Annotated in this window: 22 protein-coding genes and 1 pseudogene; 13 read left to right on the top strand and 10 right to left on the bottom strand. The window is 65.6% G+C overall.

Annotated features, from left to right (window positions below; translation table 11 throughout):
- Nucleotides 1–10 precede the first annotated feature (10 nt).
- A complete protein-coding gene (locus AC3WUT_RS09795; protein WP_492346887.1) occupies nucleotides 11–1,756 on the top strand; it encodes an acyl-CoA dehydrogenase family protein in 1,746 nt (581 codons plus the stop codon).
- 63 nt (nucleotides 1,757–1,819) lie between these two features.
- On the opposite strand, the gene AC3WUT_RS09790 is transcribed toward AC3WUT_RS09795, so the two are convergent.
- A complete protein-coding gene (locus AC3WUT_RS09790) occupies nucleotides 1,820–2,926 on the bottom strand; it encodes a sensor domain-containing diguanylate cyclase (protein WP_492346886.1) in 1,107 nt (368 codons plus the stop codon).
- Between the two features lie 366 nt (nucleotides 2,927–3,292).
- On the opposite strand from AC3WUT_RS09790, the gene AC3WUT_RS09785 reads away from it, so the two are divergent.
- The gene (locus tag AC3WUT_RS09785) at nucleotides 3,293–5,998 is read left to right on the top strand and encodes a molybdopterin-dependent oxidoreductase (protein WP_492346885.1); all 2,706 of its coding nucleotides are present in this window, start codon (nucleotides 3,293–3,295) and stop codon (nucleotides 5,996–5,998) included.
- Between the two features lie 64 nt (nucleotides 5,999–6,062).
- Entirely contained in the window at nucleotides 6,063–6,365 is a 303-nt protein-coding gene (locus tag AC3WUT_RS09780; protein ID WP_492346884.1) for a c-type cytochrome, read from the top strand.
- 106 nt (nucleotides 6,366–6,471) lie between these two features.
- Here AC3WUT_RS09780 and AC3WUT_RS09775 read toward each other — a convergent pair whose 3' ends face one another.
- Together AC3WUT_RS09775 and AC3WUT_RS09770 are read right to left on the bottom strand one after the other, a co-directional pair.
- Nucleotides 6,472–7,677 carry a M20 aminoacylase family protein gene (locus AC3WUT_RS09775; protein WP_492346883.1) on the bottom strand — a complete coding sequence of 402 codons (1,206 nt, stop codon included), beginning with the start codon at nucleotides 7,675–7,677 and terminating at the stop codon, nucleotides 6,472–6,474.
- A 10-nt stretch (nucleotides 7,678–7,687) separates the two neighbouring features.
- Nucleotides 7,688–8,686, bottom strand: coding sequence for a Bug family tripartite tricarboxylate transporter substrate binding protein (locus AC3WUT_RS09770; protein ID WP_492346882.1), 999 nt, complete (start codon nucleotides 8,684–8,686; stop codon nucleotides 7,688–7,690).
- A gap of 111 nt (nucleotides 8,687–8,797) precedes the next feature.
- Between AC3WUT_RS09770 and AC3WUT_RS09765 the strand changes: the two genes are divergently transcribed.
- Together AC3WUT_RS09765 and AC3WUT_RS09760 are read left to right on the top strand one after the other, a co-directional pair.
- Nucleotides 8,798–9,697 (top strand): LysR family transcriptional regulator, encoded by a 900-nt coding sequence (locus AC3WUT_RS09765; RefSeq protein WP_492346881.1) that lies wholly within the window; start codon nucleotides 8,798–8,800, stop codon nucleotides 9,695–9,697.
- Nucleotides 9,698–9,828: 131 nt separating this feature from the next.
- The gene (locus AC3WUT_RS09760) at nucleotides 9,829–11,052 is read left to right on the top strand and encodes an HD-GYP domain-containing protein (RefSeq protein ID WP_492346880.1); all 1,224 of its coding nucleotides are present in this window, start codon (nucleotides 9,829–9,831) and stop codon (nucleotides 11,050–11,052) included.
- A gap of 305 nt (nucleotides 11,053–11,357) precedes the next feature.
- Here AC3WUT_RS09760 and AC3WUT_RS09755 read toward each other — a convergent pair whose 3' ends face one another.
- From AC3WUT_RS09755 to ahpC, 3 genes are all read right to left on the bottom strand, one after another.
- Nucleotides 11,358–11,576 carry a SlyX family protein gene (locus AC3WUT_RS09755; protein WP_492346879.1) on the bottom strand — a complete coding sequence of 73 codons (219 nt, stop codon included), beginning with the start codon at nucleotides 11,574–11,576 and terminating at the stop codon, nucleotides 11,358–11,360.
- A 103-nt stretch (nucleotides 11,577–11,679) separates the two neighbouring features.
- Nucleotides 11,680–13,248, bottom strand: a complete 1,569-nt coding sequence (gene ahpF, locus AC3WUT_RS09750; RefSeq protein WP_492346878.1) for an alkyl hydroperoxide reductase subunit F — start codon at nucleotides 13,246–13,248, stop codon at nucleotides 11,680–11,682.
- Between the two features lie 175 nt (nucleotides 13,249–13,423).
- A complete protein-coding gene (gene ahpC, locus AC3WUT_RS09745) occupies nucleotides 13,424–13,987 on the bottom strand; it encodes an alkyl hydroperoxide reductase subunit C (RefSeq protein ID WP_019574930.1) in 564 nt (187 codons plus the stop codon).
- Nucleotides 13,988–14,167: 180 nt separating this feature from the next.
- Here ahpC and AC3WUT_RS09740 point away from each other — a divergent pair, with 180 nt between their 5' ends.
- From AC3WUT_RS09740 to AC3WUT_RS09725, 4 genes and pseudogenes are all read left to right on the top strand, one after another.
- Entirely contained in the window at nucleotides 14,168–14,629 is a 462-nt protein-coding gene (locus tag AC3WUT_RS09740; RefSeq protein WP_492346877.1) for a MarR family winged helix-turn-helix transcriptional regulator, read from the top strand.
- 165 nt (nucleotides 14,630–14,794) lie between these two features.
- On the top strand, nucleotides 14,795–15,106 hold the full coding sequence (locus AC3WUT_RS09735; RefSeq protein WP_492346876.1) for a winged helix-turn-helix transcriptional regulator: 312 nt from the start codon (nucleotides 14,795–14,797) through the stop codon (nucleotides 15,104–15,106).
- A gap of 85 nt (nucleotides 15,107–15,191) precedes the next feature.
- Nucleotides 15,192–15,536: pseudogene (locus AC3WUT_RS09730) on the top strand (FKBP-type peptidyl-prolyl cis-trans isomerase); the annotation flags it as partial.
- Between the two features lie 27 nt (nucleotides 15,537–15,563).
- Nucleotides 15,564–15,893 (top strand): FKBP-type peptidyl-prolyl cis-trans isomerase, encoded by a 330-nt coding sequence (locus AC3WUT_RS09725; protein ID WP_492347060.1) that lies wholly within the window; start codon nucleotides 15,564–15,566, stop codon nucleotides 15,891–15,893.
- Nucleotides 15,894–15,916: 23 nt separating this feature from the next.
- On the opposite strand, the gene AC3WUT_RS09720 is transcribed toward AC3WUT_RS09725, so the two are convergent.
- The 4 genes from AC3WUT_RS09720 to ppsA all read right to left on the bottom strand — a co-directional run bounded on the left by AC3WUT_RS09720 (nucleotide 15,917) and on the right by ppsA (nucleotide 21,455).
- Nucleotides 15,917–16,429 (bottom strand): hypothetical protein, encoded by a 513-nt coding sequence (locus AC3WUT_RS09720; protein WP_492346875.1) that lies wholly within the window; start codon nucleotides 16,427–16,429, stop codon nucleotides 15,917–15,919.
- A 133-nt stretch (nucleotides 16,430–16,562) separates the two neighbouring features.
- Nucleotides 16,563–18,668 (bottom strand): VC_2705 family sodium/solute symporter, encoded by a 2,106-nt coding sequence (locus tag AC3WUT_RS09715; RefSeq protein ID WP_492346874.1) that lies wholly within the window; start codon nucleotides 18,666–18,668, stop codon nucleotides 16,563–16,565.
- Nucleotides 18,668–18,976 (bottom strand): DUF4212 domain-containing protein, encoded by a 309-nt coding sequence (locus AC3WUT_RS09710; protein WP_492346873.1) that lies wholly within the window; start codon nucleotides 18,974–18,976, stop codon nucleotides 18,668–18,670. Before AC3WUT_RS09710 ends, AC3WUT_RS09715 begins: the two co-directional genes overlap by 1 nt.
- An 85-nt stretch (nucleotides 18,977–19,061) precedes the next feature.
- On the bottom strand, nucleotides 19,062–21,455 hold the full coding sequence (gene ppsA, locus AC3WUT_RS09705; RefSeq protein ID WP_492346872.1) for a phosphoenolpyruvate synthase: 2,394 nt from the start codon (nucleotides 21,453–21,455) through the stop codon (nucleotides 19,062–19,064).
- A 209-nt stretch (nucleotides 21,456–21,664) separates the two neighbouring features.
- Between ppsA and ppsR the strand changes: the two genes are divergently transcribed.
- The 4 genes from ppsR (at nucleotide 21,665) to AC3WUT_RS09685 (ending at nucleotide 25,807) form a co-directional block, all read left to right on the top strand.
- On the top strand, nucleotides 21,665–22,486 hold the full coding sequence (ppsR, locus tag AC3WUT_RS09700; protein WP_027475805.1) for a posphoenolpyruvate synthetase regulatory kinase/phosphorylase PpsR: 822 nt from the start codon (nucleotides 21,665–21,667) through the stop codon (nucleotides 22,484–22,486).
- Between the two features lie 78 nt (nucleotides 22,487–22,564).
- Nucleotides 22,565–23,041, top strand: coding sequence for a bacterioferritin (gene bfr, locus AC3WUT_RS09695; RefSeq protein WP_492346871.1), 477 nt, complete (start codon nucleotides 22,565–22,567; stop codon nucleotides 23,039–23,041).
- A gap of 348 nt (nucleotides 23,042–23,389) precedes the next feature.
- Entirely contained in the window at nucleotides 23,390–25,519 is a 2,130-nt protein-coding gene (locus AC3WUT_RS09690) for a TonB-dependent receptor (protein WP_492346870.1), read from the top strand.
- A gap of 12 nt (nucleotides 25,520–25,531) precedes the next feature.
- Entirely contained in the window at nucleotides 25,532–25,807 is a 276-nt protein-coding gene (locus tag AC3WUT_RS09685) for an iron transporter (protein ID WP_492346869.1), read from the top strand.

Here is a 25,807-nt window from a genome sequence, read left to right as displayed (position 1 = left end):
TCTCCGCACCATGTCTTCCTCTTACCAGCCCCGCCCCGCCGACAACGCCTTCTTGCTGTTCAACGTGCTGCAGGCGCCGCAGCAACTGGCGCCACTGTCCGCCCTGACCGAGGCCGACCAGGCCTTGATGGCGCAGGTGCTGGACGAAGCCGGCAAGTTTGTCGGCGAGGTGGTGGCCCCTTTGTCGCGTGACGGCGACGAGATCGGCTGCCGCTGGGAGGCCGGCCGCGTCACCACCCCACCGGGCTTTCGCGAGGCCTACCAGGCCTTCTGGCAGGCCGGCTGGCCCGCCCTGGCCGGCGCGGCGGAGGACGGTGGCCAGGGCCTGCCCTGGGTGCTGGAAGGCGTGCTTTATGAATGGCTGAGTGCCGCCAACCACGGCTGGACCATGGCACCGGGCCTGCTGCATGGCGCCTACGAATGCATCAAGCACCACGCCTCGGACGAACTCAAGGCGCGCTACCTCGACAAGGTGGCCAGCGGGGAGTGGCTGGCCACCATGTGCCTGACCGAACCCCATGCCGGCAGCGATCTGGGTCTGGTGCGCACCCAGGCGCAGCCGGTCGAGGACGGCAGCCTGCCCGGCGAACATCGACTCAACGGCAGCAAGATCTTCATCTCGGGCGGCGAGCACGATCTGACCGACAACATCGTGCACCTGGTGCTGGCCCGCCTGCCCGGCGCGCCGGCCGGGCCCAAGGGCCTGTCGCTGTTCCTGGCGCCGAAGTTCTTGCCAGATGGCTCGCGCAACGGCGCGCACTGTGATCGCATCGAAGAAAAAATGGGCCTGCACGGCAGCCCCACCTGCGTGATGCGCTTTGAAGACGCCACCGGCTGGCTGGTGGGCCAAGCCGGCGCCGGCCTGAACGCCATGTTTGTGATGATGAATGCGGCGCGTCTGCACGTGGCCCTGCAAGGGATCGGCCTGCTGGACGCCGCCTGGCAGAAGGCCGATGCCTACGCCCATGAGCGCCGCCAGATGCGCGCGCCCGGGCCCCGCCCCGCCTCGCGTGGCGACAAGGACAGCGCCGACCTGCTGATCGAGCACCCGGCCATGCGCCGCATCCTGGACGTGCAGCGGGCCTGGATCGACGGCGGCCGCCTGCTGGCCTACCGCACCGGTCTGGCCCTGGACATCGCCCGCCACCACCCCGACGCGGACGAGCGCGCCCAGGCCCAGCGCTGGTGCAGCCTGGTCACCCCGGTGTTGAAAGCGGCCTGGACGCACCAGGCCTTTTACGGCGCCAGCGAATGCCTGCAGGTGTTCGGCGGCCACGGCTACGTGCGCGAATGGGGCATCGAGCAGATCGTGCGCGACTCGCGCGTGGCCATGATCTATGAGGGCACCAACGAGATCCAGGCCATCGACCTGCTGCAGCGCAAGGTGCTGCCTGACGGCGGTGAGGCGTTGGGGGCCCTGCTGCTGTCACTGCGCGCCACCCTGGATGCCAGCCGCCCCTTCGATGCCGAGGTGCTGCGCCGTCTGGCCGAAATGCGTTACCTGAGCACCACGCTGGCCGCGGCCTGCGCCAATGACCCGATGCTGGCCAGCCTGAGCGCCGACGACTACCTGCGCGCCGTGGCCCTGGTGCTGCTGGCCTGGGCCTGGGCCCAGATCGAACACACCCCGGGCGCCGACGGCGCACGCTGGCAAGGGCCTTTGCAGGCACTGCAGCAGCGCGTGATGCCTGAGTTCGACATGCGACTGAAGATGATCCGCCAGCAGATCCCGGCCACCCCGCTGCACCCGGCCTGAGGCGGCCCCCCATCAGATCGGGGCCGCTGCAAGCCTCGGTTCAGCCCCGGTCGACGCGCAGGCTCAAGCTGGCTCCAGGGGCAGCGCGGGCTCGTCGTACCGCAGCGGCTGCGCCAGCTCGACCCGGTTGCGCCCCCGACTCTTGGCCCGGTAAAGGGCCTTGTCGGCCGCAGCCAGCAGCTCACCCGGCAATTGCCCATGCTCCGGGTAGGACGCCACCCCCGCCGACAGCGTGATGCGCAGGCGCTGCCCTTCAATCAGCAACAGGGACGAAGCCAGGCTCTCGCGGTAGTGCTCAGCGCGCTGCAGCGCCGCCGCCACCGGCATGTTGGGCAGCATCAGCAGAAATTCCTCACCCCCATGGCGGCACACCACGTCACTGGCCCGCGAATCATGGCTCAGTAAAAATGCCACGCGCCGCAACACCTCATCGCCCACGGGGTGGCCTGCGTTGTCATTGACTTTCTTGAAGTGATCGATGTCGATCACGATCAGTGCCAGAGGCTGGCCCTCGCGTTGGCAGCGGATCAGCTCGCGGCCCAGCGTGGCATCCAGAAAGCGCCGATTGAACAGGCCGGTGAGCGAATCCCGGTTGGCCTGCTCGCTGAGGCGCACCTGCAGCACCTGGTTCTCGGCCAATTGACGCTGGAGCGCCCGCTCGCTGTCGGTCAGGCGCAGGCGGATCGCATGCAGCTTGCGGGTGCGGTCGTTGGCGCCATGGGCAAAGGCCAGCAGGTAACCCGACAAGGCCAGCATGCACAAGGCTGTCGGCACCGGGGCCAGATCAGGCTGAAAGCGAAAGCCATGCACCAGCACGGCCAAAACCGCTCCGCCCCCCTGCAGCAACACGGAGATCAGCAGGCCCCTGGGGCCCTTGAAGGCCGCCAGGTTCATGGCACCGCAGACACACAGGGCATAGGCCAGCCACAGAGGCGCCCCCAGCCAGGCCACCCAAAAGCCGATGGCCAGTGAATCGACGGTCAGTGTTCTCAATTCAAAGGCCAGTGGATCCTTGGCCAGGCGGGCCAGCAGATAGGCCAGTTGGGGGTACAGCACAAACTGCAGGCCCAAACCAGCCCACCAGAACCAGGGCCAGGGGCTTGCCCACCACTGCCATGCGACCACCACCATCACCGCAAGCCAGGACACGGCGCGGTTGCGGTAATTCATGCGAACCACCCAATGCGGGGGGCGTGGCGGAAAGGGCGACATGGGCAGCAGACAGGCCAGATATCAGAGTCTTCAACTGTATCAGTTGGTAACCAAACCTGCACCCGGACTGAAGGCCTTGCAAAGCGGCCCACAGGCCGTTGCCAGCGCCACCCCATGGCCGCAATTTTGTGGGTGCCAGCCCTCGCCCCGGCAGCGAGGCCGCGCCCTCAAGACCACTCATCAAGCCTGAGCAGCAACAGGTCCGACACATCGTGTGAGGCAATGTAAGTAATTTCAATTTTTAGCGGCAAATCTTGACGCTTTAAAGGCAGTTCTTAGCATCTGACGAACGAAAGAAAGACCACAACCGCGATAGGGGACTTTATGAATTTCACTCGCCGTCAATGGATGGGGGCCAGCGCCGTCGGCCTGCTGGGGGCCCTGGGAGCCGGGACCAGGCTGTCACCGCTGGCGCAGGCCATGGCCGCCACGTCGCCAGAGGCTGCAGGCCTGGACGGGCTTGCCTCGTTCACTGGACAAGTCACCCATGCGACCCACTACGGGCCCTTGATCGCCACGGTCCAGAACGGCCGGCTCGTCAAGGTGGAGGCCCAGGCGACCGACAAGCGCCCCACCCCCATGCTGACCGAGGGCGTGCTGGATCGGACCTACGACAAGACCCGCATCGCGGGCCCGATGGTGCGCAAGTCCTACCTGGAGTGGGAAATGAACGGGCGCAAGGGCAGCAACAAACCTGAGCTGCGCGGGCGCGACGAATGGGTGCAGGTGAGCTGGGACACCGCACTGGGTCTGACCGCCAAGGCCATCCTGGACACCATCGAAAAGCACGGCAATGAGGGCTGCTTTTCCAGCTCCTACGGCGGTTGGTCCCATGCGGGCATCTTCCGGCCCAACGTGCTGCAGGGGCGCTTTTTCAACCTGCTGGGCGGCTCGTCGATCACCACGGGCGACTACTCGGCCGGTGCAGGGCAGATCATCATGCCGATGGTCATCGGTGACATGGAGGTCTACTCCGCCCAGACCGCCTGGGAACAGCTGCGCGATCACACCGAACTGGTGGTCTTCATCGGTTGCGACCCCGACAAGAACAACCGCATCGAGTACACCGTCTGCGATCACGAGATGTATGCCGGCTGGGACGCCATCAAGCAGGCCGGCTGCCGCTTCGTCTCCATCAACCCGCAACTCACCACCACCGACGAGAAGATGGGCTCGGAATGGGTGCGCATCATCCCCAACACCGACACCGCGCTGTTCCTGGCCATGGGCTACCACCTCATCAGCCAGAACAAGCACAACCAGGCCTTCATCGACCGGTACACCGTCGGCTTCGATCGATACCGTGCCTACCTCGAAGGCAAGGACGCCGATGGCTCGCCCCCCAAGACGCCCGAATGGGCCGCGGCCATCACAGGCATCCCGGCCGCCAAGATCCGCGCACTGGCCGAGTTGATGGCCTCCAAGCGCACCCAGCTGTGCGGCTCGTGGGCCATCCAGCGCGCCCACCACGGCGAGATGCCTTACTGGGCCATCGTCAACTTTGCCTGCATCCTGGGCAACATCGGCCTGCCGGGTCAGGGCGTGGGCTTCTCGTGGCACTACGGCGGTGGCGGCATGGCTCAATCGGGTGGCACGGCACCCACAGGCTTGTCGCAGGGTCGCAATCCGGTCCGCAAGATCTGCCCGGCCTCACGCATCAATGACATGCTGCTCAACCCCGGCAAAGAGTTCACCTACAACGGCAGCCGCTACACCTACCCCGAGGTCAAGCTGATCTACAACGCAGGCAACAACCTGTTCTCGCACCAGCAAGACCTGAACGAACTGGCCCGGGCCCTCCAGACCGTGGACACCTACGTCTGCCAGGAACCCTGGTGGAATGGCTCGGCACGCTGGGCTGACATCGTGCTGGCGGCCACCACCACCCTGGAACGCAACGACATCTCCTCGGCCGGCACCTACAGCATCGACAAGGTCTATGCGATGAAGCAGGTGGTTGCACCGCAGCACGATGCGCTGGACGACTTCGAGATCTTCCGCCGCCTGTCTGCACTGTGCGGGGTCGAATACGCCTTCACAGAAGGTAAAACGGCACTGGACTACGTCAAGACGGCCTACGAGGCCAGCAGTGCGGCCAAACACACGCCGTTTGACCAATTCTGGGCCGAAGGCATCGCTCGCATTCCCGTGCCCGCATCGGCTCATCAGTGGGTGCGTCATGGCGACTTCCGTCAGGACCCACAAAAGCATCCGCTGCACACCACCAGCGGCAAGGTGGAGATGTACTCCAGCACGATCGAGAAAATGAACATTCCCGACATGCCGCCCATGCCCAAATGGCAAGCCCCTGCCGAGTACCTGGGCAACGCCCGCAAGGGCCAGGTGCATGTGGTCAGCCCGCACCCCTACTGGCGCCTGCACTCGCAGATGAACAACTCCGAAACGCTGCGCAAGCGCTACACGGTACAGACCCGCGAGCCCCTGACCCTCAGCCCCGAGGACGCCAAGGCACACGGCATCCAGGATGGCGATCTGGTGGAGCTCTACAACGAGCGCGGTGCCGTGGTGGTCGGCGCCCGGGTGTCCGACAAGATCATGCCCGGTGTGGTCAGCCTGTACGAAGGCGCCTGGCCCCAATTGGACAGCAAGGGGCGCTGCAACAACGGCCTGATCAACTTCCTGACCTCCAGCCGCCAGGCCAGTGGCCTGACCCAGGCCACGACAGCCAACACCTGTGTCGCCTCGATCCGCAAATGCACCGATGCCGACCCCGGCGGCACCCGGGCCTTTCAACCGCCCAGGATCACGCGCAGCGATGTCCACTTTGACGAAAAGTTCTTCGGTGCCGACCGGGCATTTGCCTTGCGTGAAAAAGCCACGGCCTCGTTGACGCCAGCCGAAAAGATCTTCTACCAACGCTGCACGGTCTGCCACGGCCCACGCGATCCAGGCCAGTTCACCGAAAAGCAATGGCTGGGCATCACGCCCAGCATGTTCCAACGGGCCGGACTGAACGATGACGAACGCAAGATGGTGCTCGACTTCCTGCTGAAGAACGCCAAGCACTGAGCGCCCCCCCTATCCCCTCCATTCCACCTCATCCCCTGCACCCATCCCTAGAAGGAGTTCTGACATGTACCGTGTTTCATTGATTTTGGCCGCCGCCCTGGCGGCAGCCCCCGCCATGGCCGACCAAGCCCTGGCCACCAGCAAGGCCTGCATGGCCTGCCACTCGGTCGACAAGAAAATGGTCGGCCCGGCCTTCAAGGACGTGGCGGCCAAGTACGCGGGCCAGAAAGACGCCCCGGACAAACTGGCCGCCAAGGTCATCAAAGGCGGCTCAGGTGTCTGGGGACCGGTGCCGATGCCACCCAATGCACAGGTCAACGAGGCCGACGCCAAGAAGCTGGTGAACTGGGTGTTGTCACAGAAGTAAGCCCCGCCCAAGCGCCCGCTCCCAAGCGGGCCCAGCCTCCCCCCGGCCCTGGCGGTCGCGGCCCGAGCGCCGGGCTGGGCAGGCCGCGTGCCTGGGGTGGCAGGCGTCAGGCCAGAAAACGCTGTGCCAGCAAGGCCCAGTAAGCCGCCCCTCGCACCAGGTTGCGGTCATTGAAGTCATAGCCCGGGTTGTGCACCATGCAGGCACAGTGCCCGGCAAACGGGTGGCCTGCATCTTGCCCGTCACCATTGCCGATCAGCAGGTAGCTGCCCGGCACTTTTTCAAGCATGAAGGCAAAGTCTTCGCTGCCCGGCAGGGCCGGTGCCTGCAGCGTGACCTGCTGCGGCCCGATCAGCTCCAAAGCCACCTCGCGCGCCAGCGCGGTCTCGGCCGCCGTGTTGACCAGTACGGCATAGCCATCGCGGTAGTCAACCGTGGCCGAACAGCCAAAGCTCGCGGCCTGCGCCTGGGCCAGCGCGGTGATGCGCTCGCGCAGCAGGGTTCGCACCTGGCGGTCCAGGGCGCGCACACTGAGTTTGAGCGTGGCGGTCTCGGGGATCACGTTGTTGGCCTGCCCGGCGTGGAAGGCCCCCACCGTGACCACCGCCATGCCCAGGGGGTCGACGTTGCGCGACACCACCGTCTGCAGGGCCATCACCAGGCTGGCCCCGGCCACCACGGGGTCGGCGGCACGGTGCGGCATGGCGCCATGCCCCCCCACGCCATGCAGGGTGATCTCGACATAGTCAGACGAGGCCATGGCCGGGCCTTCGCGCAGGGCCAGATGCCCTTGCGGATAGCCTGGCATGTTGTGCATGGCAAACACGGCATCGCAAGGGAACTGCTCGAACAAGCCATCCTGCATCATCCGAACCGCACCGCCCAGCCCCTCTTCGGCGGGCTGAAAGATCAGGTTCAGCGTGCCATCAAATCGCTCTGACTCGGCCAGCAGTTTCGCCGCCGCCAGCAGCATGGCCGTGTGCCCATCGTGCCCGCAGGCGTGCATCACCCCCGCGTGCTGGCTGGCGTGGGGCAGGCCACTGGTCTCGGTGATGGGCAGAGCGTCCATGTCGGCGCGCAGGCCCAGGCGCCGGGTGCCCCTGCCGCGGCGCAGTTGGCCCACCACCCCGGTGCCGCCCAGACCACGGGTGACCTGATAACCCCAGCGCTGCAGGGCTTCAGCCACGCGCTCGCTGGTGCGGTGCTCCTCAAAGCCCAGTTCGGGGTGTTGATGGATGTCGCGGCGCCAGGCCTCGAACTCGGGGGCCAGGGCCTGGGCACTCGCCAGCAGGTCAGCAATGTCAATGCTCATGTCCCGGTCCTCACTGGGGCTGCAACTGGATGGTCTTGGCCAGGGCCCTGAACTGAGCTGTGCCATCGGCATAAGCCTGCGCAGCCTCCTGCAGGCTCAGGGGGCGTGACACCTGCTGGCTCTGGGCCTCCAGCCCGGCGCGCACAGCGGGATCCGACAAGGTGGCGGTGAGCGCCTTGTACAGCGTCTGCACAATGGGTTCAGGCGTGTCCTTGCGCACGAAGTAACCGGTCCAGAGCTTGTAGCTGAAGTCTTTCAAGGCCCGGCTCTCGCGCAGCGTGGGCACCTGCTTGAGGCCCTCCAGCCGCTCCTCACTGAGGGTGGCGACAAACTTGAGGCGCCCCTGCTGCACCATCTCGAGCTGAGCCTTGCCAAACACGGTGATGAAAATGTCGACCTGGCCCCCCATCAGGTCCGTGAAGGCCGGTGCCCCGCCCTTGTAAGGCACATGGGTCATAGGCACGCCCAGGGTGTGCGACATGTGCTCGCCCATGAAATGGTAGAACGAGCCCGGCCCCACGCTGGCATAGGTGAGCGGGCGCCCCTCGCGGGCCACGCGGGCGGCATAGGCGGCCAGTTCGTCGCCATTGCTGACAGGCAGGTCAGCACGCGCGATGACGGCCAGCGGGGCCACCGAGATCATCTGCAGCAGGCGGAAGTCCTCGCTCTTGAACTTGACGGCCGCGTTGGCCAATGGCGACAGGATCAGCTCATTGGGCGACCCCTGAAACAGCAGGTAGCCGTCGGCAGGCGCAGTCAGGGTCTTCTGGGCGGCAATCGCGCCACTGACACCCCCCAGGTTCTCGACCACCACCGGCTGACCCAGGTGCTTGCCCAGGGCCGTGTTCACGGTGCGCGCGATGACATCAGACACCCCACCCGCAGGGTACGGCACCATCAACGTGACGGGGCGCTGCGGAAAGCTCTGGGCCCAGCTGCCGCCAGCCAGGGTCACGGCCGCCAGGGCCAGGCCGGTTTTCAGGGACGCACGACGAAGAATCGATTTCATGGGGTTCCTTGCCATCAAGTAAGAGATGAGGAGTCCATGCTAGAAATGCTCAGAAGATGTGTCCAATGCATAATTTTCCTGAAACCCATTCAATCACCTCATACCAAAGCCATGGACCTGCGCCAACTCCAGCATCTGATCTGCCTGGCTGAAACGGGCTCGTTCAGTCGGGCTGCCGAACAACTGCACCTGACCCAATCGGCCCTGAGCCGCAGCATCCAGGCCCTGGAGCGCACGCTGGATGCCCGGCTGATCGACCGGCTGGGCAAACGCAACGAGCTCACGCCGCTGGGCGAGGTGGTGGTCACGCATGGGCGACGCATGTTGTTCGAGGCCGACGAACTGAAGGAGAACCTGAAACGCCTGGCCCAGGGGGGGCTGGGCTCGCTGCGGCTGGGCCTGGGCTCGGGCCCTGGGGCCTTGCTGATGACGCCCTTGCTGAGCCACATGGCGCGCGAGCACCCCGCGGTGCGGGTCAGCGTCTCGCGCGGGCCCACCGAGCTTCAGTTGCAGATGCTGCGCGCGCGCCAACTCGATGCGCTGGTCATCGACCTGCGCCGCGTGGTACCCGCCGACGATCTGCAGATTGAATCTCTGATCGAACTGAGCGCCGGCTTCATCTGCCGTGCCAGCCACCCTCTGGCCGGGCGCGGCAGCCTGGCCTTTGATGAACTGCTGGCCTACCCGATTGCCACCACCCCGCTGAGCGATGAGGTGGCCCGCCTGCTGGTCGACCGGTATGGCGTGCAGGCCCACCCGGAGCGCCTGGCCTCGCTGCGCTGTGAAGATGTGAGCAGCCTGGTGGACACGACCCTGAACACCGATGCGATCTTTTTGGGCGTGCAGGCGGCTGCCAAGGCCCACCTGCAATCAGGCGCGCTGGTGGCCCTGCCCGTGCACCCCCCTCTGCTGGCCACGGCACGCTTCGGCCTCATTACCCTGCGCGGGCGCACCCCTTCGCCGGTCATGCACCTGCTGCGCCAGTTTGTGGACCAGCACCTTTGCGAGTGAGGGCGCGGTGGCGATCGACACGCCCGAGACAGGGCCGGTCATAGACAGGTCACTGGCAGGTAAAGGCCCCGCTGATGCCCGGTTAAGGTCTGTTGAAGCGCTGACATCCTGTCACATAATCAACGCCACCCATGAAATTAGCGCCCGTCAGCTTCAGCAACATTCCGCTCGGTCGCCCGCTGCCCTTCGGCCTGCACAATGCCGACGGGACCTTGCTGGCCAGTCGCGGCTACATCTTCACCGAACGCGAGGCACTGGACACCCTGGCGGCCCACGGCACCCTGTTTGTCGACCCACAGGAGGTGCGCCAGTACCGCCGTGCGATGGAGGCCCAGATGCATGCGATGGTGAACGACAAAAACACCACGCTGGGCCAGATTGCCGACACCCAGATCATGGCGCCGGATCTGATGACCGCCGCCCCCAAGACGACGGACGAATACAGCGACGCCGACGCCCCGATCGACTGGCTGGACATGCAAAGCCGCGCCAACGCGATCATGCGCGACCCGCGCAGCCAACGCTTCATGTTCCGCCTGGACAAGCTGCAACGCGACCTCAGCCGCATGCTGCGCAGCAACCCCGACACGGTGCTGTTTGCGCTGATCCACCTGACGGCCAGTGAGACCCGCTTCTACAGCGCCACCCATGCCATGCTGGTGTGCGCCATGTGCTCGCTGGCCGCGCGCGACGTGCTGAACTGGTCGCCCGAGCTGGAGACCTCGATGGTGCGGGCCTGCCTGACCATGAACATCGGCATGACCGAGCTGCAGGACCAGTTGACCCAGCAGCACGACCCGCCCACACCCGAACAACGTGCCGTGATCGACCAGCACCCCGAGCGTTCGGTGAATCTGCTGCGTGACCGCGGCGTGCAGGATGCCGTCTGGCTGGATGCCATCAGCCTGCACCACGACGCCATGGCGGGCCCTTTGGGCGGGCGCAGCGCGGCCGAGCAGATCGCCCGGCTGATCCACCGGGCTGACGGTTTCGCGGCCCGCTTGTCACCTCGGGCCACACGCCCTCCCATGGCGCCGTCGGCAGCCATGCATGCCACCTATTTCGATGAGCGCAAGAAGGTGGATGAGGCCGGCGCCTCACTGATCAAGGCCGTGGGCATCTACCCCCCGGGGTCGTTCGTGAAACTGGCCAGCAACGAGGTGGCGACCGTGGTGCGCCGTGGCGCCAACACCCTCACACCGCGCGTGGCCGTGCTGGTGAACCGCGAAGGCATGCCCATGCTGGAGCCTGCCATCCGCGACACGCGGGTGAGCGATTTCCGCATCCTGTCGAGCGTGAACTACCGCGACATCCGGGTGCGGACGGACCTGGTGCGCCTGCTGGCGTTGACTTAGCCCCCAGAGCTTGATCCCCCCTGAGCCGCCTTCGGCGCCACCGTGCGGCCGCGAGACGCGGACGCTCTTCGCCCTGTCCAGCCCTGCGCAGGCAGGCCTGGAGCCGCAGGGCTCAGCCCCCAAGGGGGACGACACCCATGGCCTGGCAAAGCCAGCTCCATGGTGTCCGCTGGCATGGCCTGCTCCGCGGCCTTTTGAACGGTGAGGCCGGTGCTCGCTCAGACTCCATGCTCAACACCCGGCATCAGCGTTGGGTACTTGATCCCGCCCCAGAGACGGGAGACTCCATCTGTCCTACAAAGCGCTCAATAGTGAGGCGGCAGTTCGTCGCGCAGGCTGGTGCCGCGCTGCACGCCGCTGTCGGGGGTCTGGCGGCGCAGTTCGTGCACTTCGCGGATCAGGGCATCAATCTGCTCCTGCTGGCGGAACACGGTCTGGTTGAGTTGTTCCAGCAGGTCTTCGTTGAAGCTGGTCTTGATTTCCAGCTCGGTCAGCCGGCTGTCGATGTGGGCAGGGATATCCATGCCCCGATTGGACCTGAAAAATCAGCGCCGCAGATGACAAAACCCCACACCTGCGAGGCAGGTGCGGGGTGGCGTCGTTCAATTCAAATCAACTCAGCGCGGCTCAGGCGATCGCCGGGGTGCGGATCAGGTGATCGAAGGCGCTCAAGGCGGCCTTGGCACCGTCTCCTGCCGCGATCACGATCTGCTTGTAAGGCACCGTGGTGCAGTCCCCCGCAGCCAGCACGCCGGGCAGGTTGGTCTGGCCCTTGGCGTCGACCACGATCTCGCCGAAGCGCGACAACTCGACCGTGCCCTTGAGCCACTCGGTGTTGGGCACCAGGCCGATCTGCACAAACACCCCCTCGAGGGCCACCAGTTGCTCTTCGCCGCTGACGCGGTCCTTGTAGCGCAGGCCATTGACCTTGCCGTCGGCCCCGGTGATCTCGGTGGTCTGGGCATTGGTGTGCACCACCACATTGGGCAGGCTGTGCAGCTTCTTGACCAGCACGGCGTCAGCCTTCAGCTCAGGCGCAAACTCGATCACGGTCACGTGGCGAACCACACCGGCCAGATCGATGGCCGCCTCGATACCCGAGTTGCCGCCACCAATCACCGCCACGTCCTTGCCCTTGAACAAAGGGCCATCGCAGTGCGGGCAATAGGCCACGCCCTTGTTCTTGTACTCGGCCTCGCCGGGCACGTTGACATTGCGCCAGCGTGCGCCTGTCGACAGGATCACGGTCTTGGCCTTGAGGCTGCCGCCATTGGCCAGCACCACCTCGGTCAAACCGCCGGGCTGGGCAGCCGGGATCAGCTTGTCGGCGCGCTGCAGGTTCATGATGTCCACGTCGTAGGCCCGGGTGTGGGCCTCCAGGGCCGCGGCGAACTTGGGGCCATCGGTCTCGAGCACCGAGATGTAGTTCTCGATGGCCAGCGTGTCGTTGACCTGGCCGCCGAAACGCTCGGCCGCCACCCCCACGCGGATGCCCTTGCGGGCCGCGTACACCGCCGCGGCGGCGCCGGCCGGGCCTCCGCCTACCACCAGCACATCGTACGGGGCCTTGGCCGACAGCTTGGCGGCGTCGCGGGCCGCAGCACCGGTGTCCAGCTTGGCCACGATCTCTTCCACGGTCATGCGCCCCGAGGCAAACACGTCGCCATTCAGGAACACCATGGGCACAGCCATGATTTCGCGGCGCGTGACTTCCTCCTGGAAGGCACCGCCTTCGATGACGGTGGTCTTGATGCGCGGGTTGAGGATGGCCATGAGCGACAGCGCCTGCACCACGTCCGGGCAGTTGTGGCAACTCAGGCTCATGTAGACCTCGAAGTTGTAATCGCCATCCAGGGCCTGGATCTGCTCGATCACATCTGCCTCGACCTTGGGCGGGTGACCACCGGTCCACAGCAGCGCCAGCACCAGCGAGGTGAACTCATGGCCCAGCGGCAGACCGGCAAAGCGCAGTTGGCTGCTGCTGCCCACGCGCTGCAGGCTGAACGAGGGACGGCGGGCATCGCTGCCATCGGTGCGCAGGCTGATCTTGTCAGCACGCAGCGACTGGATGGTCTGCAGCAGTTGCAGCATCTCGCGGGCGGTGTCGCTGTCGTCGAGGGACGCCACCAGCTCAAACGGTTGCGTCACGCGCTCCAGGTAGGCGGCGAGTTGGGTCTTGAGTTGGTCGTCGAGCATGATGGCTTCCTTCTTGAATTCGGTTGAGGGCGCTGCGGACAGGCACCGGGGACATCCACCGGGGCGCGCGCGCCAATTTTTGGGCGAAAAAAAGCCGGACGGCATGGCGCAGGGCCATGACGCTGTCCGGCGGGGGAGCACGCCGCGGCGTGCTCGGCCGTCATCCGGCAGTGACTTAGATCTTGCCGACCAGGTCGATCGACGGAGCGATGGTCTTGGCGCCTTCATTCCACTTGGCGGGGCAGACTTCGCCGGGGTGAGCGGCGGTGTACTGGGCAGCCTTCAGCTTGCGCACGGTTTCCTTGACATCGCGAGCGATTTCGTTGGAGTGGATTTCGCTGGTCTTGATCAGCAACTCGGGGTTGATGATGAAGGTGCCGCGCAGTGCCAGGCCTTCTTCAGGGATGTGCACGCCGAAAGCGTTGGTCAGGGCGTGGGTCGGGTCGCCGACCAGGGGGAACTTGGCCTTGCCGACAGCAGCCGAGGTTTCGTGCCACACCTTGTGCGAGAAGTGGGTGTCGGTGGTGACGATGTAGACCTCGGCGCCAGCCTTCTGGAATTCAGCGTAGTTGTCGGCGGCGTCTTCGATTTCGGTCGGGCAGTTGAAGGTGAAGGCGGCCGGCATGAAGATCAGAACCGACCACTTGCCCTTCAGGCTTTGCTCGGTGACTTCGATGAACTTGCCATTGTGGAAAGCCTGGGCCTTGAAGGGTTGGACTTGGGTGTTGATCAGGGACATTGCTGTTTCCTCACTTGGGGTTGGTTGAACGACAGCCGTGACTTTATCGCAGCCGAAGCCATTGAGCCCATTAATTGATCGTATTCATACGATTACATATAACTATCATTGAGCGCCATTTGTCACCACAGAGTCACAAGCCGCTGCAGTCGGCCCTGGGCTTGCCGCCACAATGGCGGCATGGCTACGAAGAAACCTGCCCCCTCTGTTGCCGTGGAAAGCGTGGACACCCGCTACCTCGAAACCCTGATGGGCTACAACGCCCGCCGCGCCGCACTGACGATCATCGAGGTCTTCATGGAGCGCATGTCGGTCTATGGCCTCAAGGTGGTCGACTTCTCGGTGCTGTCACTGGTCGCGCACAACCCGGGCATCACCTCGCGCCAGTTGTGCACCACCCTCAACATCCTGCCGCCCAACCTGGTCGGCATCATCGCCAGCATGGACCGGCGCGGCCTGATCGAGCGCAGGCCCCACCCCAGTGATGGCCGGGCGATGGGTCTGCACCTGACTGACGCCGGCCTGGCCTTGATGAAAGACGCCGAACAGACCGCCGCCGACCTCGAAGACGATGCCACCAGCCGGCTCACGGCCAACGAACGCAAAACCCTGATCCGGCTGCTGCAGAAAATCTACCTCTGACCCGCCCGAGCGCCAGCCAGCGCCCGGATCCGGGCTTGATTCACGCTGAATCGGCAGCTATGAAAGACGTAGCAGACTGTGCAATTTGGGCTATAGTCGCGCCGTGATGGCAGGCGACCGCCCGATGCGCCCGCCCGTCCAGCGCATCAGCCGGAGATTGCGACCATGAGTGCCAAGGAAGTCAGCGCCATCAGCCAGTTGTTCGACCTGCTTGAATCGCGTTATGCATTGCGCGTGTTGTGGGCCTTGCGCGACGAACACGCCCAGACCTTCCGGCTGCTGCAGGACAGCGTCGGTGGCATCACCCCCAACACCCTCAACACCCGGCTGAAAGAACTGCGCGAGGCCGGTCTGGTCGACCACGGTCCCAGCGGCTACCTGGTCACGGACAGTGGCAAGGACCTGCTGCGGCGCCTGCACGATGTGCAACCCTTTGCCGCTCGCTGGGCGGCCCACCGGGCCCGGCGCACCGCCTAGGCACGGCCCTCCCAGCCGGGGCGCGTCCTGGGTTTCAGGGATAATCCTGGCTCTCGAATTGAAGCACTTGACGCAAGGAAATCCAATGCCCACCACTCCCTCTGGCCTGCAATACGAAGACACCACGGTTGGCGAGGGCGCAGCAGCGCGCGCCGGCGTCGAGGTGAGCGTGCACTACACCGGCTGGCTCTACGAAAACGGCGTTCAAGGCGCCAAGTTCGACTCCAGCGTCGACCGCAACGACCCGTTTGAATTCGCCCTGGGGGCCGGCATGGTCATCAAGGGTTGGGACGAAGGCGTGCAGGGCATGAAGGTTGGCGGCAAACGCACCCTGATCATCCCGCCCGAACTGGGCTACGGTGCGCGCGGTGCGGGCGGCGTGATCCCGCCCAACGCCACCCTGAAATTCGATGTCGAGCTGCTGGGTGTGGAATCCCCCGAATCGGCCAGCGCCGACCTGCAGATCGTGGACACCGTGGTCGGTGACGGTACCGAGGCCGTGGCCGGCCGCAAGGTGCGTGTGCACTACACCGGCTGGCTGTACAACAGCGGCGCCCAAGGTGCCAAGTTCGACTCCAGCGTGGACCGCAATTCGCCGTTTGAATTCCACCTGGGTGCCGGCATGGTCATCAAGGGCTGGGATCTGGGCGTGCAAGGCATGAAAGTGGGCGGCAAGCGCACCCTGATCATCCCGGCCAAGCTGGGCTATGGTGCCCGCGGCGCCGGTGGCGTGATCCCGGGCAATGCCACCCTGAAGTTCGACGTCGAACTGCTGGCTGTCGCCTGAGCCTGATCCCGGGCCCGGAGCGCTCAGCCCAGCAGGGCGCGCTCCAGGGCCCGGTACTGGGTGGCCCCCACCGCTTCGCGGATGCGCGGCGCCACCGACAGCAGGGCCTGGTAATTGCCCGCAGCCTCCACCGCCAGGTTGAGGCGAAACCCCCGCAAGCCCAGAGAGGCCGTCAGCGCCACCGCCACCGGGTAGGCGTCATTGAAACGCTGGCGCTCGCTGCGAGCACTGTCATGCGGCAGCAGGGACAATGAAAAATCAACCGCGGCCTCCCCCTCTTCGAAGGGTTCTGGCCCCTTGGGCAAAGGGCTGGCCACCGACTCGACCGCGACCGGGCTGACCTGGGCCAGCAAGCCCGACGCCAGCATGTGCCGGACATCGGCCTGGGTGATGCCCAGCGCGGTGGTGGCCAGCAGGACCTCATCCAGCCGCCGCACCCCGTCAAACAGGATGAAGGCCGACCGCTGACGAGGCGTCAGCACCGGGTCGCGTGCCTTGAAAAGGCGTTGACCCAATTCGGTCTTGGTATAGATCATCGGCAGTGTGCGTTGCGGGAACAGGTCTGTGCAGGCCCACCGGGGCCTGCCGCATTGTCAGCCCAGATTGGCATGCGCTGGGGGGCTTTTGTATTGGGGTTTTTCCATAAGCAGGCCCGTTGGCAGGCCACGCTCAGCTGTGCACTTCAAGAACCTGGCTGGGTCGACGCGGCGTGAGCGCACTGACCAACCCGATGACGGCAAAGCCCACCGGCACACCAAACACGCCGGCCGACACCGGCTGGATGCCGTACCAGAGGCGGGGCCCGGGGGGCCAGCCCAGCCAGAGCATGAGCGTGGCCGAATTGGACAGCAGGTAATACACCGTGACCGCCAGGCCCGCCAGCATGCCGACCACCGCCGCCTGCCGGGTGGTGCGCCGCCAGAAGATGCCCAGCACCATCGCCGGCAGCAGGGCCGATGCTGCCAGCGAAAACGAAGCCGACACCAGGGGCAGGATCTCGGACGGCTTGAGCGCCGCAATGAAGGCCGCCAGCATGGCCACGGCCAGCAGCACGAACTTGGACAGGATCACGCGCCGCTCGCCCAGCGCGACCTTGGAGGCCGCCTTGCGGAACAGGTGCAGGTCATGCACCAGCGCATTGCTGATGGTCAGCAGCAGACCGTCCGCGGTCGATAGCGCCGCCGCCAGGCCGCCCGCCGCCACCAGGCCCGACAGCACATAGGGCAAGCCGCCGAGCTCCGGGGTGGCCAGCATCACGATGTCGGCCCCCAACCTCAGTTCGGCAAACTGCAGCAACCCATCGCCATTCACGTCGCTCACCGACACCAGGGAGGGGTCCACCTTGGACCACTGCACGATCCAGGTCGGCAAGGCCCCGAATGTGCTGCCCACCAGGTTGTTCATGATCTCGAACTTGACCAGCACCGCCAGCGCGGGCGCACTCAGGTACAGCAGGGCAATGAACACCAGCGACCAGGCCACCGAGGTGCGCGAATCGGCTACCGTGGGCGTGGTGCAGTATCGGATCAACAGGTGCGGCAAGCCCGCCGTTCCGGCCATCAGACAGAACATCAGCGCCAGAAAGTTGAGGCGAGACAGGTGAAACGCTTCGCGCTCGGCTGGCGTGCCTTCCGGGTCACCGGCAAAGGCCTGGCTGTGCCTTGGCATGCCCCCGAGCGGGGTGGCGCGCTCGCGGTTCTCATGGATGGCCCGGGTCCATTGTTCGCGGGCGGCAGCGGCGTCGCGTGGCAGACTGGCCACCTCGCGGGTGGCAGCCACGATGCTGGCCACATCGGCATTGCGCTGGCGCAGTTCACGCAGGTGTTCCTGGGCGGCCTGGCGCTCGCGCACCAAAGACTGCGGAACGTTGTTCAGATTGGCTTCGTACTCGTGCGACCGGCGCAGGAACTCAGCCGCCACCTGCCGCTCGGCCGGTGAATCGATGAGCTGTTGCTCCAGCGCCTCGATCTTGGCCAGCTGACGCCCATACACCAGAGGGGCCAGCGGATTGCCCAATTGCTTGTACGCCAGCCAGGACACCGGGATCAGAAAGGCCAGCAGCATGATGATGTACTGAGCCACCTGGGTCCAGGTGATGGCCCGCATGCCCCCGAGAAAGGAACACAGCAGCACGCCGCCCAGGCCCAGCATGATGCCGATCTCGAACTGCACGCCGGTCAGGCGCGAGGCGATCAGGCCCACGCCGTAGATCTGGGCCACCACGTAGGTGAAAGAGCACACCACCGCCGCCAGCGCCGCAATCACGCGAGGCCAGCGCCCACCAAAGCGCTGCTCGAACAGATCGGGCACGGTGTAGAGGTTCATGCGCCGCAGGTAGGGCGCGATCAGCATGGCCACCAGACAGAATCCGCCGGTCCAGCCCAGCACATAGGCCAGCCCGCCGGGCTGCCCTTCGGTGCCCGAAAACCCCTGCAGGTAAAGAGCACCAGCCAGGCTGATGAAAGAGGCCGCGCTCATCCAGTCGGCCGCCGCCGCCATGCCATTGAAGAACGGCGGAATGCGCCGCCCGGCCACGTAATAGTCTTCGGCGTCGGTGGTTCGGCTGTAAATGCCGATGCCGGCACACACCATCACACTCGAAAACAGGAAGATGGGGCCGATCCAGCGCCGCGACAGCCCCTGCTGTTCGGCCCAGCCCATCAGAAGCAGAAAGCCCAGCAGGCCCAGGACAAACAGGCCCAAGATGCGGTACAGGCGTCGCTCGTAGCGACGCCGCACACCCGAATCTGCCAACACCGCCGGCCGCTCCGGCATCAGTCGGCCTCGGCACCAACCCCTGCAGGGGGCTGGGCGCTGCGGCGGTCGGCGCGGTTGAGAACGCAGGCATACAGCACCACGATGGCGATGAACACCAGCACAGCCCCCTGCGAGGCCATCCAGTAGCCCAGCGATCCGCCCCAGGCGGGCAAGGGCCATTGCTGCAGATCACGGGCGAAGTAACAGGCCCCAAAGGACACCGCCGCCCACACGCCCAGGAGCGAGGCCCGCAACCACCAGAAGCGGTGTTGGGTCAGCACAGCCGGGGTCGGCGCAGAGAGTTCGGAAGCCACGGGTGGAGACATGCCCGCATGATCGCACCGGATACCGCCCGTCAGGCCTAGGTCTTACCCCGGCGACGGCGGCTCCGATGCCCCCTCATGCACTGGCTCAGAGGCCGGCCAGGCGCTTCCAGGTGTCGATCACGCTGTCCGGGTTGAGCGAGATCGAGGCGATGCCCTGATCCGCCAGCCACTGGGCAAAGTCGGGGTGGTCGCTGGGGCCCTGGCCACAGATGCCGACGTACTTGCCTTGCGCCTTGCAGGCGGCGATGGCGCGGCTCAGCATGGCCTTGACGGCCGGATCGCGTTCGTCGAAGTCGGCGGCCAGCAGTTCCAGGCCCGAATCACGGTCCAGGCCCAGCGTGAGCTGGGTCAGGTCGTTGGAGCCGATCGAGAAGCCATCGAAATACTGCAGGAACTCATCCGCCAGGATGGCGTTGCTCGGCACCTCGCACATCATGATGACCTTGAGCTCGTTCTCGCCACGCTTCAGGCCGTGATCGGCCAGCAGCTGGGTGACGCGGTCGGCCTGGCCCAAGGTGCGCACAAACGGCACCATCACCTGCACATTGGTCAAGCCCATGTCGTTGCGCACGCGCTTGAGGGCTTCGCACTCCATGGCAAAGGCCTCGCCGAAATCGGCACTGATGTAGCGCGCCGCACCACGGAAGCCCAGCATCGGGTTTTCTTCCTCGGGTTCGTAGCGGCTGCCGCCGATCAGCTTGCGGTACTCATTGCTCTTGAAGTCGGACAGGCGCACGATCACCGGCTTGGGCCAGAAGGCCGCAGCAATGGTGGCCACGCCTTCGGCCACCTTGTCCACATAGAAGGCACGCGGCGAAGCATGACCCCGGGCCACCGACTCGACCGCCTTCTTCAGGTCGGTGTCGATGTTCGGGTAGTCCAGGATCGCCTTCGGGTGCACCCCGATGTTGTTGTTGATGATGAACTCCAGGCGGGCCAAGCCCACGCCCTCGTTGGGCAGCTGGCAGAAATCAAAGGCCAGTTGCGGGTTGCCCACGTTCATCATGATCTTGGTGTCGATCTTGGGCATCACGCCGCGCTCCACCTCGGTCACCTCGGTCTCCAGCAGACCGTCATAGATGCGGCCGGTGTCGCCTTCGGCGCAGCTCACGGTCACCAGGGTGCCGTCCTTGAGCAGGTCGGTGGCGTTGCCACAGCCCACCACGGCCGGGATGCCCAGTTCGCGCGCAATGATGGCGGCGTGGCAGGTGCGGCCACCCCGGTTGGTGACGATGGCACTGGCGCGCTTCATCACCGGCTCCCAGTTCGGGTCGGTCATGTCGGTGACCAGCACATCACCGGCCTGCACCTTGTCCATTTCGCTGATGTGGTGCACCAGGCGCACCGGGCCGGTACCGATCTTCTGGCCGATGGCACGGCCTTCGGCCAGCACGGCGCCCTGGCCCTTGAGCTTGTAGCGCTGCTCAGCCTTGCCTTGCTGCTGGCTCTTCACGGTTTCGGGGCGGGCCTGCAGGATGTAAAGCTGGCCGTCGGTGCCGTCCTTGCCCCACTCGATGTCCATCGGGCGGCCATAGTGCTGTTCGATCACCAGCGCGTACTGAGCCAGTTGCTCGACGTCGGCATCGGTCAGCGAATAGCGGTTGCGCAACTCGGTGGGCACATCCACGGTCTGGACCAGCTTGCCCGAAGCGGCTTTTTCTTCAGCGCTCGAGAACACCATCTGGATCAGCTTGGAGCCCAGGTTGCGGCGGATCACGGCACGCTTGCCGGCCTTGAGCATGGGCTTGTGCACATAGAACTCGTCAGGGTTCACCGCACCTTGCACCACGGTCTCGCCCAGGCCGTAGCTGGAGGTGATGAAGACCACCTCTTCAAAGCCCGACTCGGTGTCGATGGTGAACATCACGCCGGCGGCGCCCAGATCGGAGCGCACCATGCGCTGCACGCCGGCCGACAGGGCCACGTCGGCATGGGCAAAACCCTTGTGCACGCGGTAGCTGATGGCGCGGTCGTTGTAGAGGCTGGCGAACACCTCCTTCATCTTGTGCAGGATGTCGCTCAGGCCCACCACGTTCAGGAAGGTCTCTTGCTGACCGGCGAACGAAGCGTCGGGCAGGTCTTCGGCGGTGGCCGAGGAACGCACCGCGAACGAAGCGGCGGCATTGCCTGCGCTCAGCGTGGCAAAGGCGTCGGCAATCGCTTTTTCCAGGTCAGCCGGGAAGGGCTGGGCCTCGACCATGGCACGGATCTCGGCGCCGGCCTTGGCCAGCGCGTTGACGTCCTCGGTGTCCAGGCTGGACAGTCGGGCATTGATCTTGTCGGCCAGGCCGTCATGGGCCAGGAACTGGCGGAAGGCATGGGCGGTGGTGGCAAAGCCGGTGGGCACCCGCACGCCTTGCGGCAGTTGCGAAATCATCTCGCCGAGGCTGGCGTTCTTGCCGCCAACGGCCTCGACATCGCTCATTCTCAGGTTTTCAAACGGTACGACCAGGGCGGTCGGGCTGAAAAGTGCAGACATGGGAAAGCTCCAGAAGTTAAAACCGGGTCTGCGCTGCCAGCGCTTCGGCCATGGCAGCTGCGGCCCATGCGCGTCGGGCGACTTTGTATTTGTGCTTGTAGGTCAAGACAGCGCATGGTGAGAATTTGGATAATGCGCGATTGTAGGCTTGGCGCGCCAAGACCTGCTGGCGTCAGGCTGACAGACTCTTTTTGGAACCCCCTTCGCAAATGCACACCCGCACAGTCTTCTACATCTCGGACGGCACCGGCATCACCGCCGAAACCTTCGGCAACGCCATCCTGGCCCAGTTCGACATGAGCACCCGCCACGTGCGCCTGCCCTTCATCGACACCGTCGACAAGGCCCACCAGGCCGTGCGCCAGATCAACCACACGGGCGAGATCGAGGGCCGCAAGCCCATCGTTTTCACCACGCTGGTGAACATGGAGGTACTGGCCGTGATCCAGGAAGGCTGCCAGGGCATGTTGCTGGACATGTTCGGTACCTTTGTGCACCCGCTCGAAAAAGAGCTGGGCATCAAGTCGCACCACCGGGTGGGCCGCTTCTCGGATGTCAGCAAGAGCAAGGAATACCACGACCGCATTGAGGCCATCAACTTCAGCCTGGCCCATGACGACGGCCAGTCCAACCGCGACCTGGAGGCCGCCGATGTGATCCTGGTCGGGGTGAGCCGCAGCGGCAAGACCCCCACCAGCCTGTACCTGGCCATGCAGCACGGCCTGAAGGCCGCCAACTACCCGCTGATCCCCGAAGACTTCGACCGCCGCCAGTTGCCGCCGGCCCTGCTGCCGCATCGCAAAAAGCTGTTCGGCCTGACCATCCACCCCGAGCGCCTGTCCGAGATCCGCAACGAGCGTCGCCCCAACTCACGCTATGCGAGCCTGGAGAACTGCCGCGCCGAGGTCAATGAAGCCGAGGCCATGATGCGGCGCAGCGGCATCCGCTGGCTCAGCAGCACCACCAAGTCGATCGAGGAGATCGCCACCACCATCCTGCAGGAGATCCGGCCCGAGCGCCTGATTTACTGAGATCCCCGCCAAATCGGGTGCAACAGCGCCTTGTTCTGCACCACAATCCACCGATCACCCCAACCGGAAGGACACCCCATGAAAGGCGACCCTCAAGTCATAGCCCACCTGCAGGCCCAGCTCAAGAACGAGCTGACCGCCATCAACCAGTACTTTCTGCACTACCGCATGCTCAAGCACTGGGGCTTCGACAAGCTGGCCAAGAAGGAATACGCCGAATCGATCGGCGAGATGAAACACGCCGACTGGCTGATGGACCGCATCTTCATGCTGGACGGCCTGCCCAATCTGCAAGATCTGGGCAAGCTGTCGGTGGGTGAGGACGTGCCCGAAATCCTGCGCTGCGACCTCGGCGCCGAGCAAGGCGCCCAGGCCACCATCAAGGCCGGCATGGCCCACTGCGAAAGCGTGCGCGACTACGTCTCGCGTGACCTGCTGCAGAAGATCCTCGACGACACCGAAGAGCACATCGACTTCCTGGAGACCCAGATCGACCTGATCGACAAGGTGGGCCTGCCCAATTACCTGCAGTCGCAGATGGGCGAACACGAATAAGCACCCCCGCGGTGCCACTTTCCATGGGCCTTCGGGCCCATTTTTTTTGCTCGGCCCCAATCCATCGCGCCGATCTTGACTCCTGTTGCATCAAGTTGTTGCGAATACTTCTCATTTGTAATGTAAACTTGCGCCACGCCAGCCAAGCCCGACACGGGCCCCGCCAGCCCCGGATCCTGTGTGCCGGCCCTCGTGGCCCCGGGCGCCTGGCGGGCCTCTGGCCTGCGCGCGGCCCCTCACGGATCGGGCGCGCCGTGGGGCGCCTCCGACCTCGGCACGCCGGCTCCGGCTCACGCAGGGCGCACTGCCCCCTGCCCCCGGACCCACCCCGTGCCCCGAGGCCCAACCATGTTTCAGCAACGCATTTTCCGCCGTGGCCCGCTCGCCCTGGCCCTGTTCACCGCCTTCGGCCTGCCAGCCCTGGCCCAGACCCTGCAGGAAGTCACCGTCAACGGGGCCCAGGATGAGGGTTATTCACCCGCCAGCAGCCGCAGTGCCACCAAGACCAGCGCGCCCTTGCGCGACATTCCGCAATCGGTGCAGGTGGTGCCGGCCCAGTTGCTGCGCGACCAGGGCGCCCGTTCGATGGAAGATGCCCTGCGCAACGTGCCCGGCGTGGCCATGAGCACCGGCGACGGCCAGCGCGACCAGGTGGTGATCCGCGGCTTCACGGCCCTGGCGGATCAGTTCATCGACGGCGTGCGCGACGACGCGATGTACTTCCGCGACCTGGCTGACATCGAACGCATCGAAGTGCTCAAGGGCCCGGCCGCCGTGCTGTACGGGCGTGGCTCCTCGGGCGGGCTGATCAACCGCGTGACCAAGAAGCCGCAATTTGGCGTGACCCGCGGCGAAGCCACGCTGGGCCTGGGCAGCTTTGACTACCGCCGCGCCACCGCCGACCTGAACCTGGGCTTGAACGAGAGCGCCGCCTTCCGGCTGAACGTGGCCAAGGAAGACTCGGGCAGCTACCGCGACCAGCAATTTCTCAAGCGCTACAACTTCGCCCCCTCGCTGGCCCTGAAGCTGGCCCGCGAAACCGATCTGCTGCTGCAGTACACCGACGCCGACGACCGCCGCCTGACCGACTTCGGCATCCCGGCCCTGAACGGGCGCCCGGTCAATGTGGCCGCCAGCACCTACTACGGCTCGGGCCAGGCCGCGCGCGACGACACCACCACCAGCCATGTGCGCGCCTTCACGTCCACGTTCAACCACCGCTTCGACGAGGCCCTGTCGCTGCGCAACGTCACCCGCATCCAGGGCTACGACCTGCGTCGCTTCAACACCCTGCCCAGCGGCACCACCGACCCGGTGACCCAGACGGTGGGGCGCACCCGCTCCTTCATCTTCCGCGACGAATCGAGCCTGTTCAACCAGACCGACCTCACCTGGCGCAACCAGTTGGGCGGCTTCCAGCAAGAGTGGCTGATGGGCCTGGAGCTGGGCTCGCAGAAAAAGACCGCCTGGTCGGTCTCCGGCGGCACAGTCGACCGGGTCAACCTGTTCAACCCCGGCAACGTGGTGCCGCCCGCCATCGCGGCCAGCGCCTACGCGGCCGACAGCGCCATCCCCAGCCACACCTCGCTGGGCACCAGCGCGCTGTATGCGCAAGACCAGATCACCCTGTCGCCGCAATGGAAGGCCCTGCTCGGCGCCCGCTACGACGTGTTCAGCCAGGACACGGCTTTCGAGCGCAAGCTCAGCCCACTGAGCCGCACCGACAAGAAGTTCAGCCCCCGCGCCGGTCTGGTCTGGCAGCCGGCCGACTGGCTGTCTTACTACGCCTCGTACAGCCGCTCCTTCCAGCCCTCGGGCGAAAGCCTGGCCCTGTCGTCCAGCAACGCCGCCAGCGCCCCCGAGATCACGGAGAACCGCGAGATCGGCGCCAAGCTCGACCTGCTGGATGGCCAGCTCAACCTGACCGGGGCCCTGTTCCGCCTGGAGCGCGCCAACATCAAGAACACCGACCCGAACCGCCCCTCGGTGATGATCAATGTGGGCAAGCAGCGCACCGATGGGTTGGAGCTGACCGCCACCGGCCGCCTGCCCGGCCGCTGGGACCTGAGCGCCGGTTACGCCTGGCTGAACGGCCGCATGGTCGAGTCGGTGGCCACCACGGCCTCCAGCCAGTTGCCCGTGGTCAACGTGTCGGCGCTGGGCAAGGTGCCCGCGCTCACGCCGCGCCACTCGGGTTTTGTCTGGGCCATGAAGGACCTGGGCCAGGGCCTGCGCCTGGGCGGCGGCCTGAGCGCGGTGGGCGCCCGCTACACCTCGCTGACCAACCTGGTCACCCTGCCGGGCTACACCACCCTGGACGCCGCGGCGCATTACGAGCGCGGCACCTGGGCGCTGGACGTGAACCTGAAGAATGTGGCCAACCGCAAGTACTACGTGTCCAGCCACGGCAGCAATGACAACCTGATCCTGCCGGGCTCGCCACGCGCCCTGCAGATGACGCTGCGCACCACCTTCTGAGCCCGGGGCCCCATGCACGCCAAACCCCTTCATGTGGCGGCCCGGGTGGTGGCCGCCCTGCCGGGCGGCTACCTGATCAGTGCCTGCAGCATGGGCCTGCTCAGCCGCCTGCTGGTCCTGGCCGGCCTGCCCCGCAGCGAGGCCGTGGTGGCCACCGCCATGCTGGGCTTTCTGATCTACCTCGCCTGGTTGCTGTGGGCCTTCAGCGTGCGGCGCCTTCGCCGTCTGTGGGCCACCGTGCTGCTGGGCAGCGCCGCCTGCCTGGCCCTGCTGGCCTGCCTGCCCTGA

This window comes from Curvibacter sp. EU05-FHT14A10 (genome assembly GCF_058791075.1).
This window is presented reverse-complemented; position numbering and strand designations above follow the sequence as displayed.